At 39.4% G+C, this 14061-nt stretch carries 11 protein-coding genes; 6 read left to right on the plus strand and 5 right to left on the minus strand.

All coding sequences use genetic code 11. The features are described 5' to 3' along the window. Positions 1 to 18: 18 nt before the first annotated feature. Positions 19 to 669, minus strand: coding sequence for a TetR/AcrR family transcriptional regulator (locus EHQ49_RS01240; RefSeq protein WP_135575574.1), 651 nt, complete (start codon positions 667 to 669; stop codon positions 19 to 21). Positions 670 to 797: 128 nt separating this feature from the next. On the opposite strand from EHQ49_RS01240, the gene EHQ49_RS01245 reads away from it, so the two are divergent. After that, positions 798 to 2795 (plus strand): oxidoreductase, encoded by a 1998-nt coding sequence (locus tag EHQ49_RS01245; RefSeq protein ID WP_135575576.1) that lies wholly within the window; start codon positions 798 to 800, stop codon positions 2793 to 2795. Between the two features lie 9 nt (positions 2796 to 2804). Further along, a complete protein-coding gene (locus tag EHQ49_RS01250; protein ID WP_135575578.1) occupies positions 2805 to 4553 on the plus strand; it encodes an acyl-CoA dehydrogenase family protein in 1749 nt (582 codons plus the stop codon). Between the two features lie 141 nt (positions 4554 to 4694). Here the strand turns inward: EHQ49_RS01250 and EHQ49_RS01255 are convergent, their stop codons facing one another. After that, positions 4695 to 5876 carry a serine hydrolase domain-containing protein gene (locus EHQ49_RS01255; protein ID WP_135575580.1) on the minus strand — a complete coding sequence of 394 codons (1182 nt, stop codon included), beginning with the start codon at positions 5874 to 5876 and terminating at the stop codon, positions 4695 to 4697. A gap of 161 nt (positions 5877 to 6037) precedes the next feature. On the opposite strand from EHQ49_RS01255, the gene EHQ49_RS01260 reads away from it, so the two are divergent. After that, positions 6038 to 6376, plus strand: coding sequence for an EF-hand domain-containing protein (locus EHQ49_RS01260; protein ID WP_135575582.1), 339 nt, complete (start codon positions 6038 to 6040; stop codon positions 6374 to 6376). Positions 6377 to 6508: 132 nt separating this feature from the next. On the opposite strand, the gene mgtA is transcribed toward EHQ49_RS01260, so the two are convergent. Continuing rightward, positions 6509 to 9055, minus strand: a complete 2547-nt coding sequence (gene mgtA, locus EHQ49_RS01265; RefSeq protein ID WP_135575584.1) for a magnesium-translocating P-type ATPase — start codon at positions 9053 to 9055, stop codon at positions 6509 to 6511. 137 nt (positions 9056 to 9192) lie between these two features. Between mgtA and trhA the strand changes: the two genes are divergently transcribed. Both trhA and EHQ49_RS01275 read left to right on the plus strand, forming a co-directional pair. Then, positions 9193 to 10020 carry a PAQR family membrane homeostasis protein TrhA gene (trhA, locus tag EHQ49_RS01270; RefSeq protein WP_135575586.1) on the plus strand — a complete coding sequence of 276 codons (828 nt, stop codon included), beginning with the start codon at positions 9193 to 9195 and terminating at the stop codon, positions 10018 to 10020. Positions 10021 to 10101: 81 nt separating this feature from the next. Continuing rightward, positions 10102 to 10389, plus strand: a complete 288-nt coding sequence (locus EHQ49_RS01275; protein ID WP_208732141.1) for a hypothetical protein — start codon at positions 10102 to 10104, stop codon at positions 10387 to 10389. 67 nt (positions 10390 to 10456) lie between these two features. On the opposite strand, the gene EHQ49_RS01280 is transcribed toward EHQ49_RS01275, so the two are convergent. After that, entirely contained in the window at positions 10457 to 11416 is a 960-nt protein-coding gene (locus EHQ49_RS01280; RefSeq protein WP_135575588.1) for an NAD(P)-dependent alcohol dehydrogenase, read from the minus strand. Positions 11417 to 11550: 134 nt separating this feature from the next. Between EHQ49_RS01280 and EHQ49_RS01285 the strand changes: the two genes are divergently transcribed. Beyond that, positions 11551 to 12234, plus strand: coding sequence for a TetR/AcrR family transcriptional regulator (locus EHQ49_RS01285; protein WP_135575590.1), 684 nt, complete (start codon positions 11551 to 11553; stop codon positions 12232 to 12234). A gap of 134 nt (positions 12235 to 12368) precedes the next feature. Here EHQ49_RS01285 and EHQ49_RS01290 read toward each other — a convergent pair. Further along, positions 12369 to 14061: alginate export family protein (locus tag EHQ49_RS01290; RefSeq protein WP_135575592.1), on the minus strand; the 1693-nt coding region annotated here is incomplete at its 5' end.

Genomic DNA, 14061 nt, shown 5'->3' on the forward strand with positions numbered 1-14061 from the left:
ACACAAAATCGAAGTGATTTATTTCATTCCGATATATGCGTACTCTGTGACCGTTTGGATGAAATTTTCCATCTCCTTTGGATCGTTTTTCATCTGCAACCTGCCTTCTAAAAACAACATTGCAATCCCGTGGATCATGGCCCAAGAAGCCAAAGTTTTTTCTCTTGTTTTTCCTGGTTCCAAAAACCCGAGTCTTTGGCCCATTCGAATGATTTCGTGTAACTGTCGATAGGTCCTTCTTGATACACCAGAAAGTGTAGGATGGTTTTTCAGATCCACACCCATCCCACCAAACATAATCCTTGCGAACTGTCTGTTGGCCATGATGAATTGAAAATAAGTCCATCCTAGGGCCCGGTATCTTCCTTTAAAGTCTTGGTCTGTTTTTTCTAATTCTTTTTGATAAGTTTCGAAATACTTTTGGAACCCAATTTCGGCAATCGCAGAAAAGAGAGCATTTTTGTTTTCAAAATGATGGTAACTGGCGACATGACTCACTCCTGCTTTTGCCGCCACTTTACGAAGCGAAATATCTTCCAAAGAAGTATTCTCGAGTAGTTCTACCCCTGCCTGGATGAGAGCCTCACGGACATTCATTCCATTTTCTTTGGAGGGTCGACCCGCAGCTTTTGGTTTTTTGGGACTAATTTTTTTTTTCGAAACCGCCATTTCCCCAATTCTACTGCAGACTCTATTCATGACTAGTGTTAATTACCGGTGGTAAATTTACGGCTTGTCGTTATTTTTAAATATATTACCAATGGTAAATTATTCAGATCTAAGGATATTTTACGAGTATGAATACAGCATTTTCACCTATTTCCATTGGAAACTTAACTCTCCCCAATCGTTTTATTATGGGATCCATGCACCTCGGTGTGGAAGGAGAAACCGGAACTGCCGAAAGGATGGCCGCTTTTTATGGCAAACGGTTCGAAGGTGGAGTTTCCCTCATTGTTACCGGTGGGATCAGTGTGAATGAAGAGGGAAAAGGTTCTCGGACATTTTTTAACATCCAAAATCCAGAACATGCCAGTGAATTAAAACGTATGAACGAACTGCTTCTCGGCAAAGGGACAATGTGTGCCCAACTATTTCATGCAGGTCGGTATGCTGCTGATAGAAATTGTGTGGCTCCATCCGCAGTTCGTGCACCAATCAATCGTTATGTGCCAAAAGCTCTTACGGAAGATGAATGTTGGAAAACCATCGAAGACTTCGGACTGGCTGCAAAACTCGCAAAAGAATCTGGGTTTGGAGCTGTAGAAATTATGGGGAGTGAAGGTTATCTTTTAAATCAATTTTTCTCTCCTGTGACAAACCATAGAGATGATTATTTTGGTGGGGATGCAGAACGGAGGATGAACTTATCCATTGAGGTGCTTCGAGCCGTTAAAAAACAACTTCCCGAAGGTTTTCCTGTGATCTTTCGTATGTCAGGAATTGATCTGATCCCAGGAAACCCAAGTTTTGAAGAAGTGATTCGATTAGCACAAGTTTTGCGAGATGAAAAAGTATCGGCTTTAAATATTGGGATTGGTTGGCATGAATCAAGAATCCCGACTATTAGCCAATTAGTTCCCAGAGGGGCCTGGATCCCTATTGCCAGTCGTATCAAAGAGAACACACCAGGTGTTCCGATCATTGCTTCTAACCGAGTGAACGATCCTATCACGATGCAAAAAGTTTTTGATGAAAACAGAGCCGATATCATTTCAATGGCAAGGCCATTCCTTGCAGACGCATCCATTGTCAAAAAATTCCAAGAGGGAATGTCGAACCGAATCAACACTTGTGTGGCTTGTAACCAAGCTTGTCTTGATCATGCCTTCCAAGAAAAGTTTGTATCTTGTATTGTGAATCCAGAAGCGGTACATGAATTGGAATTTACAAAATCAAAAACAAAGGATCCAAAAAAAGTTCTCGTGATTGGAACGGGACCTGCGGGACTTGAAGCCGCGCGTGCGAGTGCGAGCCTTGGGCATAAAGTCACTCTGTTGGAAAAAGCAAATGTACTTGGTGGCCAATTCCAATTGGCATCCAACATCCCAGGTAAGTCAGAGTTTAAAGAAACCATTCGTTATTTTTCCAACGAACTTCCGGCCCTTGGTGTTGAGATCCGTTTGAATACCACGGCAACCTTAACATTGTTAGAAACAGAAAATCCAGATGTTACCATTTTTGCAAGCGGTGTGAAACCGCGTGAGTTTTCATTAAAAGGGCTAGAAAATCTTCCTTCGGGAAATTATACTGATTATCTCACAGGAAAATTCAAACCTGGAAAACGAGTGGCAGTGATTGGGGGAGGAGGGATTGGTGTGGACGTAGCACATAGATTGACGGAAGAAGAAGATCCTACTTTAAACTCCTATGATAAAAAATACAATATCAGTTCCTTTACCAATGCTGTGGTTCAAAAAGAAAAAGCACACCGAGATGTTGCCGTGTTTCGTAGGAATGGAAAACATGGAGCGGGTCTTGGGCCTACAACGTTTTGGGCACTCAAACAAGAGTTAGAGTCTGTGGGAGTTGAGTTCTATCATGGACTTACTTACAAAGAAGTAACAAAAGAGGGATTAAAAGTAGAACTAAAAAACGGAGAAGAATTTTTGTATCCTTGTGATTCTCTTGTTTTGTGTGTTGGTCAGGAAAAGGAACCTTCCGTTCTAGAAGAATTCCAAACCAAATACCCAAACAAACAAACCATCGTGATTGGTGGGGCGAAAGATCCAAGGAATATTGATGCCAAAAGAGCATTTTTAGAAGGTTTAGAAGCAGCACATAGCATTCATTAGGAGATAAATATGATCGCAAATAACTATTTTTCAGAAGACGAAGACTTACAGATAATTTTTAACCAACTTCTTGATTGGGATTCCATCATTAAGGAAACCGAAGGCGAAGGTTTTTTTGACCACCAAACATTTGTAAAAACAAATAATCCTCGATATGAAATGGCCCCTTCCACAAAAGAAGAAGCCATCGAATTATACACATCCAGTTTGGATGCGATGGGAGATTTTTTCGGAAACGATGTTTCCCAAAAATCCCAAACTATGGATCGTAATGAATTAAAGTATTCTAATGGAAAGGTGATTTTTCCAAAAGAAACCGTTGAGATCTACGAAAAATTTCGTAACACCGGCCTTATGGCGTATTCTCTTTCTAGGGAAGCAGGTGGGCTTGCTTTCCCTGCAACGGTAGGTGCCCTTTATGCCATGCTTATGGCAAGAGCCGATGTTGCATTTTGTATGACAACCACCTTACTCAACTTAGCACAAATTGTAGACCGGTTTGGAACTCCCGAACAAGTGGAAACCTATGCCACAAAGGCTGCGACTGGTGAATGTTTGTTTGCTATGTCTCTCACTGAACCTGATTACGGTTCGGATCTTAATAATGTCAGAACTTATGCAGTCAAACAAGAAGATGGAAGTTACCGTTTAACAGGAACCAAACGGTTTATCTCACAAGGTTGTGGTTTGGGTGATCATCCTGCTCTTCTTCTCACTTTGGCACGCACCGGAAAATCAGAGGGTGGAGCCAGAGGACTCTCTGTATTCATTGTAAAAAGTGAAGATGTTTTTGTAGCTGGTATCGAGAAAAAAATGGGAATTCATGCTTCTCCTACTTGTGAGATTGTTTATGAAAACACTTACGGCGAAATTTTAGGCGAAGAAGGTCTTGGCCTCACTCGTTATACAGCCGGTATGACAAATTTTATGCGTCTTGTCAGTGCTTCCGGTGGATGTGGTGGGGGAGCTGCTGCTTATTATGAATGTGTAAAGTATGCCAATGAAAGAAAACAATTTGGAAAAGCCATTGGTGAGATTCCGGCAGTAGCAGAAATGGTTCATAAAATCAAACGTGAAACCAATGCTATGCGACTTCTTACTTTAGAAACCGCTCGAGTGATTGATATGTACCAACACCACCAAATTCGAATGGAAAAAGCAGGAAAGGATGATCGGGAAATCCGAAAAGATACAAAAGTAAAGTATTGGTCTACTCTTGCCTCCACTCTCACTCCCATTGCAAAGTATTATAGTTCTGAAGAAGGACATAAATGTACAAATCTCGCAGTGCAGGTGTTTGGTGGGGCAGGGTACACAGAAGATTATGATATTTCACGAATGTTTCGTGATTCTCGTATCAATACCATCTATGAAGGGACAAGTCAAATCCATGTTCGCATTGCTACAGGGGCAATCCTTGCGGGTATGGCAGGAGATGGAAATTTTAGAAAGTACTTGAGTTCCCTAAAGGCTGAGATTCCATCACCATCCTCTTTTTTATTGGAACAAGAGAGAGTATTGGAAGAATCCATTCGAGTCATGCGAGGGATTGAAGAAGAGGTTCGAAAAGAAACCGTTGCAGAAAACTTAATGATCCAAATGGCTCGTTACCTCTGTAGTTTGTTATACGAAAAATCGATTCCAAAAATCACAGACTCAAATGCAAAAGTTTCTTGGGAAAAAGATAGCCGAGCCTTTGTGATCGATAGTGCAGCCATTGCTCAATCTTCTTTGTATCGAATTCAAAATTTCGGATAAAGAAAGTATCGTTATGGTTCCTTTGTCTACGTTTCAATAGATAAAATCCAAAGAAGAAATGAAATGGTCAGAGTCTTTGAGGGAGTCTGGCCATTTTTTGTTTATCGAAAGGTATAATAGCTTTGATCGACCCAAAAATTTTCACTTAGCGGTAGATATGATTTTGTCTACGAATTCCAGAATGTCTTGGATCACCTTGGGATTTCCATAACCTCCGGCCGTTGTAACGATTACCATATCCAAGCTAGGAATCAGAAAGATGAGTTGCCCACCATTTCCCAAGGCAAGGGACCAAGGAATTTTTTTATTTGGTAAAACAGTTTCCCCGAGCCACCAGTGGTAACCATAACCGAGGGTTGTTTCGTTTTTTCTAAAAATCTTTACTTCTGAATCTATATGGTATTGTAAAGAATCAACTAACCACTGTTTTGGAACAACTTGTTTGCCTTTCCATTTTCCTCCATTTAATACAAACCTACCTATTTTTAACATATCTCTCGGTTTTAATCGGAGACCGGCATGGGCTAGTGCTCTTCCATTTTGATCTTCCACCCATTCAAAATTTTGAATCTCTAGTGGGTCAAATAACCATTCCTTGGCCAAATTTTTTAATGGTTTGCCAGTTTTTTTGATTAGTATATCGGAAAGTACTGATGTGCCTCCGCCGTTGTAATTGAATTTGGTTCCTGGTGGAAAAAGAATCTCTCTATCAAAAACAAATTTTGTTATATCCTTTTTCCAAAGAAGCCTTGTTTCATCGCTGAATAAAAATCCATACCGCCATTCTTCCCAATCTAACCCACTACTCATAGTTAGAAGGTTTTCCCAAGTAATTTTATGCCTGGGGTCTTCTTTTGGAATAGAAAGTTCGGAGTAGTCAGAAAGAACAGATGCATTCAGATCCCCGATAATTTTTTTGTGAATGGCAATTCCAAAAAGTAAAGAAACCACCGACTTACTTACGGAACGAACATCGTGTAAAGTGTTTATATCAAACTTTGTTTCCCCATCAAAGGGGAGTCTTAGTCCATAGCGTTTGTTAAATGGTTTGTCTTTTTTTGTATTATATATTTCTGTGATTAATTTTCCATGACGTTCTATCACAAACGAATGTATTTCGCTTTCTGCGTCTGTGGCCTCTTTGACTAATTCACAAAACTTTTGTTTCTCAAATTCTGAATCGATGGACTCCGCAATTTGCCAGTCGACATCGGCAATGGGTTTTGGGCAATCAGTGGTAGAGTTGGGATTCGAATCTAGAGTCGAATGAATCCAACAAAAAATAAAAAGGCCAATCGTTAGAAAGTGTTTCGTTTGTTTCAATTGAATTACCCATCCATTCCTGATTCATAACGATAAACGAACAAGAATCGTTTCGGAAATAAGAAACTAGAATCAATATAAAAAATAGGAAATCAATAAATTTCTAACTAAGGTGTTGACTCGGAAAAAAATTTACCCAAAACTACTGCTGAGGTTTTTCTATGAAAAAAATTCTAACCCTATTGACAGGTATAACCTTTCTTTCCTTCGCACCCCTTGTTGCTCATGACAAAGAAGGTCACGGAAAAAATGGAATGGCAGGTGATCATTTTAAAAAAATGGACACGAATGGTGATAACAAAATTTCCAAAGAAGAATGGCAAAAATCTCATGAGGGATTTTTCACCGAACTTGATAAAGACGCAGATGGATCTGTGACTTTAGAAGAAATGAAATCGGCAAGGAAAGAAAAACGGGATGAAAAAAAAGAAGAAATGAAAGACAAAGTCAAAGAAACCAAAAAGAAAAAAGACGAAAAAAAGTCTAAACCTTCCGAATAACATCCATGTTGGTGTGGGCGCCTCGGACTGGATTCAATCCAATCAATTGATTGTGATCCGACCGGGCTCTCCGCTCCAATCTTTGCACATCCGTGCAAAGGATTTCCACTACGATCCCTGGCGCTTGGAATTTTATTTTCTAAATTGAAAGTGATAAAACATTCGTTTCACCGATTCCACCACAATCAAATAAATCACAACCATTGAAGCCAATATCGCATAAAACTCCAATGGCGGGGGAATCAGTCCAAAATAAGATCCGATGGATGTGAATGGTAACAAAGCACCAATCGCCGCGATACTGAATGATACCATTGCAAGGATTCGGTTTGGTCTACTTTTGATTGGATTACCACGTGTTCTAATGATAAAGATCACAAGAACTTGGGTACAAAGCGATTCCACAAACCAACCCGTTTGGAATAAAGTTTCGTTTGCATGTAAAAGAGTTAACATTACATAGAAGGTCAAAAAATCAAAAGCAGAACTGATTGGTCCTATTGTTAACATAAAGTTTCGAATGAAACCAATGTCCATGATTCTTGGGAATTTTAGTTCTTCTTTATCTACTTCATCTAAGGGAATGGGTATTTCCGAAATATCGTATAAAAGATTGTTGAGAAGGATTTGTGTGGGTAACATGGGAAGGAATGGTAAAAACAAAGCGGCTCCTGCCATACTGAACATATTCCCAAAATTGGAACTTGTTCCCATCATGATGTATTTCATGATATTCCCAAAAGTTCGCCTGCCTTCCATCACTCCTTCATACAATACATGTAAATCATGATCTAATAAAATCATATCCGCGGCCTCTTTGGCCACATCCACTGCGGAATCCACAGACAATCCTACATCGGCAGAGTGCAAGGACGGTGCATCGTTGACACCATCCCCCAAATACCCAACCACATGACCTTTTTCTTTTAGTGCTAAAATGATTCTGTTTTTTTGCGATGGATTCATCCGGCAAAATAGATTGGTGGTTTCTATATGAAACTTCAATGCCGAATCATCCATTTGGTCCAGTTCTTTGCCTGTGAGAACTCCCTGGACTGGCATTTTTAATTCAGAACATACATGTAAAGTTACAAGTTCACTATCACCAGTAATGACCTTTACAGAAACTCCAATTTCATTTAATGCAGATAAGGCGGTCTTTGCACTTTCTTTCGGTGGGTCTAAAAAAGCGGCAAATCCAGAAAGTGTTAGTTCTGTTTCATCACTGACTACTGCATGTTTGTGTTCTTTTGTTTCTTCTCTCCAGGCGATTCCTAATACTCGGTATCCTTCTTTTTCTAAGGAAGTGTAAACGGAACGAATTTTTTCTAAAACAATCGAGTTTATGGGTTCAATCGTTTCTTGTTCTGTTTCATAGTGAGTGCAGAGTCGAATGATTTCTTCTGGGGCACCTTTTACCACAAGCTCTCTGTTGTTTTTATCTAAATGATCTAATAAAACAGAAACCCTCCGCCGCTCGAAATCAAATGGCACTTCATCAATTTTTGTCCAACGATCTGTTTGAACCTCTTTATGTTCTAAAATGGCCTCATCCAATGGACTCTTTAATCCAGTTTCAAAATAACTGTTTAGGAAAGCCAACTCTAATACACGCGTATCCGATTCTCCATGAATGTTTACATGTTTCTCTAGTTTAATTTTTGATTCTGTCAGAGTTCCTGTTTTATCCGTACAAAGTGTATCCATTGATCCAAGATTCTGGATGGAAGAAAGTTGTTTTACGATAACCTTCTTTTTTGCCATCATAATGGCACCACGGGAAAGTGTGATGGAAGTTACCATCGGCAGTAACTCCGGTGTCAAACCAACTGCTAAAGCCACTGCAAACAAAAAAGAGTCAAGCCAAGGTTTGTGCAAAATTGCATTGACCAATAAAACAAAAAGTACAAGAAGAATGGTCATCCTCATGATGAGAATTCCAAACTTTTCCGTACCGAGTTCAAAGGAATTAGGTGGTGGTGTGACGGTTAGGTTTTCTGCAATGGCTCCCATCGCAGTATCCAAACCTGTATTCACAATTAGGATTTTGGCACTTCCGCTAATCACAGAGGTTCCCATAAAAACGGCGTTTGATGCATCCGTGATATCATTCGATATTGGACCCAGTTCTCCTGGATGTTTTTCCACAGGATATGTTTCGCCAGTAAGTAAAGCTTGTTTGACAAAAAAATCTTTTGCCTCTAACACCCGTCCGTCGGCAGGAACTAAATCACCTGCAGAAAGTAATACTAGGTCTCCTGGAACTATTTTGGAAACAGGAATGTCCGTTGGTCTTCCACCGCGAACAACTGTTGTATGGACGGAAACAGAATGGCGCAAACTGTCTGCCGCTTTCCCCGCTTTGTGTTCCTGGATAAAATCTAGAAGAATACTAAAAAAAACTAAAATGGCAATGATGATGAAATTAGAAAATTCTCCCATAAACGCAGAAACAGCACTAGCAAATAATAGAAGTAGAATTAGAGGATTTCTAAATCGAGCTAATAGTTTTTGCCATATAGGTTTTGTTTTGCGGTCTACAAAAACATTTTCACCGAATTGTTTTAGTTTTGAGGTTACCTCATCTGCATTTAAACCATAGTTTCCTACACCTAATGAAATTAATGTATCATTCAATGGTTTTTGCCACCAAGGAGAGAGATTGGACCTGGTTTGCATATGTGAACCTCAAATAAGAACAGAAGAGGATAAGTTGATTCTTTATAAATTGTTCTCTCGGTGATTAACGTCAATCTTAAGATTTCTTTCGATTGACGTTATGAATGGATTGTTCTTTTCTTATGGAGAATCATCCAATGAAAGCGAAAAAGTCTAAATCCCAACCTCGAAAAAAATCAACACAAGCCAAAAAAAAATCAAAGAAACGAACTACAGTCTCCAAACAAAAGAAAGTTCAACAAATTAGTGTTCACGAGTCCGTTATTTTCTCAGACTCAAAACCAAATCATACGGTCACTGAACTTATCGATTCCATTCATGAATATTCGATTGGTCATGAAATTGCCAATGCCGTTACACATGGAATTGGCGGGGGTTTGAGCATTGCGGGACTTTCCCTTCTACTTACGATGGCGGTTTTGTACGGAAATATTTGGCATGTGGTTAGTTCGGCTATTTATGGAGCCACTCTCATCATTTTGTATCTTGCATCAACTTTATATCATGGTATTTACCATACAGCTACAAAACGGATCTTTAAAGTGATAGATCATGCTTCCATTTATTTGTTGATTGCTGGTACGTATACTCCGTTTACTCTTGTTAGTTTGCGTGAACATTCCGAATGGGGATGGACATTGTTTCTTGTCATTTGGGTTTTAGCTTTTACCGGGGTTCTGTTATTGTTACTATTTCCTGGAAAATACAGTGGTGCCCGGGTTGTGGTTTATATTCTTATGGGTTGGCTTGCCATTTTTGTTGTCAAAGACATTCGAACAGCCATTGGTATGGGTGGGATTTCTTGGCTCGTGGCAGGAGGTCTCAGTTATACGGTAGGTGTTATTTTTTATCTTTGGGACCGTTTGCCTTTTAACCATGCGATCTGGCATTTATTTGTTCTCTCGGGAAGTCTCTGTCATTTTTTTGCTATTTTGTTTTATGTCCTTCCCCCCATACCAAAATAGAAAAATTGATTTGTCAATTAATTGCATGTAGTTAAACTTCATTCCTCTTTCTGTTTGTGAAACAGAAAGTAAGGAGAGAATATGAGAACATTGGTCACGATTAGTTTTATGCTAATGACAGTTCTGGGATCAACTGCGTTAGTTGCGGAAGATTGTTTTCTATGTGGTAGTGGTAGCTCCAATGGTTGTGAGCAGTGCCGCGGGAAAGATAGAAAAGCATGTGAAGCAAAAGGTTGTAAAATTTCTGGAACAGCATCTTGTTCCACAGCAGCCAATGTAAAAGTTTGTAAAGTTGATCGTTCTTACAATGATCTTACATTTGCAGAAACTTTAAAACAAAATCAAAAAACTCAAATCAAATTCAACTAATCCTACTGGGAAAAACTACCACAAAAACCTGTGGTAGTTTTTGAATCGGATAGAATCTATCTAATTATTATTTACAAATATCGATCACCACATTTCCTTTTTTATGGCCGGCTTCTACGTATTGATGCGCCTTTGTCATTGCTTCTAGTGGAAAAGACTGGTCGATCACCACTTTGAATTTTCCATTTTTTGTAAGTTCTGTTAAGAAATTTAAGTTTTCCAAAGTCTCTGCTATGGGTCCAAATTTAATATTGATTCGTTTTGTTAAAGAAATCCAAACTGCTTGAAACATATCTTTGAAGGATGCACCGACTAAAACTAAAACACCACCAGGTAGTAGACAACGTAGATTGGATGAGATGGATGATTTTCCGACACACTCAAATACAACGTCATATTTTTTTTTATGATTCTCTGAATGAAATTCAGAATAATCCATAACAAAATCTGCGCCGATGGATTTGACCAATTCAAAATTCCCATTACTACAAACTGCTGTAACGATTGCGCCAAAATGTTTTGCCAATTGGATGGCTGAAGTTCCCACGGAACTGGAAGCTCCATAAACAATGATTGTTTGATCTTTTTGAAGTTTACATTTCTGTAGGAAGTCAATGGCGGTTAAACTTCCGAACGGTAGGGCTGCACCTTCGGAAAAAGAAATTTCTTTTGGAAGGATTGTGATGACAGAAGATTCTTGGATACATATCGATTCGGCATATGCTCCTAGCCGCATGCCCATCGATCCGAACACTTTGTCTCCTATTTTAAACCTGGTTACGTCTAGACCAACAGCATCTACCACGCCGGAAATAGAAGTCCCGAGGATGGGTTGTCTTGGTTTGGTAAGCCCAAAAAACAAGCGAACTAGTTTCGGATCTGGTTTGCGAAGCCGCCAATCGGCGGAATTGACTGCGGAATTGTGATTTTTGATACGGATTTCATTCTTTTTTGGGGAAGGGGTTTCCCATTCTTCAGATTGAAATACTTCTGGGTTTCCGTACTTTCTTGCAGTGATGACTTTCAATGGGGAACTCTCCTGAATTCACTATTTATACTTACGCTGTAAGTTTGTCAAGGAAATATATTTCTACCCGGATTGTGGATAAAACAATAGAAATAACACCAAATTTGTGATAGAAAATCTAAAAAGGAGAGGACGTGCCTCAAAAAAAGAAACCCAAGTTAACTTCTGTAAAACTCTCCAAAAAGCTCAAAAAAAGACAGACCCTATCTAAAGAACTCGTTTTAGAATCTGCCATTCGCCTTGCCGACGAGTTTGGGCTGGAAGAATTGTCTATGCGCCATTTGGCATCTAGTTTGGGTGTTGAGGCTATGTCTTTATACAATCATGTGAAAAATAAAGATGAAGTTCTGGATGGAATTGTTGATCTTGTAATTTCAAAGATCGCATTACCGAGAATAGGTGGTGATTGGAAAAAAGAAATGAAGAAGAGAGCTAAGTCTGCTCGTGAAGTTTTAATTCGGCATCCCTGGGCCACTTTTCTTGTTGTTTCCCGAATGAATGTAGGGGTAGCCATGTTGACCTACTTTGATGCCACATTGGGTTGCCTTCACTCTGCAGGTTTTTCTTTACAAACAGCCGATCACATTATCAATACGATTGATAGTCATACTTATGGTTTTATATTACAAGAATTGAATTTTCCTATCGACCCAAAGGAGTATGCGAAAAAAGCAGAAGGGTTTTTGCCTCTATTGGAGAGGAGTCCTTTTACCTATTTAACTAATCTCACAAAAGAAGTGATTTCTGGTAAATATAATGGGTTACATGATTTTGAATTTGGTTTAGATTTGATTTTAGATGGATTGGACCATCAGTAAAATCTATTTTTCCCTTGGAGTTTGATCCTTGGTGTTTTTTCTTTTCGGTATCACTAGAATGCCAGATTTTATATTTTACTGTTAGTTTTTGCAAACTAACAGTATTTAGATTGTAGAGGGTGAGTGTTTTTGTTTTAAATCGCGAATACACTCTGGATTGTGAAATAACTAGAGTTTGGTTTGAAATCGTATCTGTGGTAAGGATCTGTTTCATAAGGATTGTTTTTTTGATTCCGGATTGCATCTCCTGCATAAAGAGAACTTGCCCCAAACCAGAACGAAACATTTTCAAATGGAGTGACAATATAGATAAAGTTGATTTCTGTTGCCACATGTTTTCCTAGTTTTGGACGGTTCTGGTTGTAAGCCTCTGTATTAAAATAATCTTCCGTTGAAGCTGTTTCTCCCGTCGCTTTACTTCCTGCCACATAGCTATTGTTATCATAGTAACCATCTTGGAGTTTTACTTTGTAATACCAGTGAGGATTTAAAATAAATGTCCCCCATTTCGCGGATTCATATTTGATGTGAACAGAATAATCTTTAATGTTTTGCCAAAAAACCATCCCAGAGTTACCGTTCCCAGCAAAAGGGAGGCCTCCTCCTGCCATTCGTCTTGTAGCAAAGAGTGGATTGTAAGTGGCTACACTTCCATCATTTCGATTGGGATCTCCAGATGCTTGAACATATTGTACGCCAATTCGAAATTCTTTTACAGGGGTATATCCCAATTGAACGGCAACGATGTTTGCTTTATAACGGACAACATCGGATAAGGGAGGAGCTTCCCCTGTTTTTTTATCCGTAGTGTAGGTCCCCGTTTTGTTTAACCAATCTGGTGAAACACGTTCGCCAGTAAATCCCGTTTGCCAAGCAGCTTCCACCATCCAGTCGATACCCGTTTCACTAGCGATCATATTCCCTTTTGTACGGTTTGTTAGACGGAAACCTGAGGTATTGAGTTGGTCTGGACCTCTGTAGTAGATATCGGATCCATAATTGGCGGTTGTATTTGTGGCTTTTTGTTTTTGTTTATATAGAGTGAAGTTATAAACTTCGATTCCTAACCATTCCCAAGGTTTGAATCCGTAATGGGCACCGTAATAAGAGGCATTCCCGGTTCCCCCAAGCCGAGTGGAATTATTGGAAACCATACTATTGGCATTATTTTCAGATCCAATTACGGCACCGAAAAAATCTAAAGTTTGTTTTTGTACTGTAATCGTAGTTCGTACCGCATCAAAGGAGTTTCCATTCAAACTATCGTTTCTCGATCCAACGATCCTTCCGTCACCAAAGTCTAAAATTTGGCGACCAGTTCTTAAACGGAACATTTGGTTGGTTGTTTTTAAATCTAAAAAGGCTTCTCGAAACCCGGTATAATTATTGAGTGCTACTTCTTTTTGTTTAGAGGTATCCACTAAAATTCCTGAGTTCGGAATAACTGCTAATTTTTGGTCGGCAGATCCATTGACAATTTCTCCTCCCCAAAGTCTTACATCTTGAAAAGAAAGTTTGAAAGCAATGTTCGGTGATAAATCTCCAATCAGATAAAACTGAGTTTGGTTGCTGACTGTATTTCTGTTATCAGGAGTTGAGCGATCAAAGTCTGTATTGTACTGTGAATCGGCCTTCGGTCGAATGCTAAAACCAACGCGAAACCTATCAGCAAACCAAAGGTTGGTATTTTCCTGAATCGCCTTTCTTTGTTTGGCGGTAACCTGAATGCTTTTTAGAAATTCGCCAGATAAATTTCCCTTCATTGGGCTTACATATTCCGCGGGTTCTTCTGGAGGAACAGGAGGCGGTGGCGGCGGGGGAGGAGGT

The organism is Leptospira perdikensis (assembly GCF_004769575.1).
GTDB lineage: Bacteria > Spirochaetota > Leptospiria > Leptospirales > Leptospiraceae > Leptospira_A > Leptospira_A perdikensis.

What these genes read in the sequence shown, in the direction of transcription:
- trhA (WP_135575586.1), top strand. Translation starts at nt 9,193, where the DNA reads ATGAAAGCGAAAAAGTCTAAATCCCAACCTCGAAAAAAATCAACACAA.
- EHQ49_RS01275 (WP_208732141.1), top strand. Translation starts at nt 10,102, where the DNA reads ATGAGAACATTGGTCACGATTAGTTTTATGCTAATGACAGTTCTGGGA.
- EHQ49_RS01260 (WP_135575582.1), top strand. Translation starts at nt 6,038, where the DNA reads ATGAAAAAAATTCTAACCCTATTGACAGGTATAACCTTTCTTTCCTTC.
- mgtA (WP_135575584.1), bottom strand. Translation starts at nt 9,055, where the DNA reads ATGCAAACCAGGTCCAATCTCTCTCCTTGGTGGCAAAAACCATTGAAT.
- EHQ49_RS01240 (WP_135575574.1), bottom strand. Translation starts at nt 669, where the DNA reads ATGGCGGTTTCGAAAAAAAAAATTAGTCCCAAAAAACCAAAAGCTGCG.
- EHQ49_RS01245 (WP_135575576.1), top strand. Translation starts at nt 798, where the DNA reads ATGAATACAGCATTTTCACCTATTTCCATTGGAAACTTAACTCTCCCC.
- EHQ49_RS01250 (WP_135575578.1), top strand. Translation starts at nt 2,805, where the DNA reads ATGATCGCAAATAACTATTTTTCAGAAGACGAAGACTTACAGATAATT.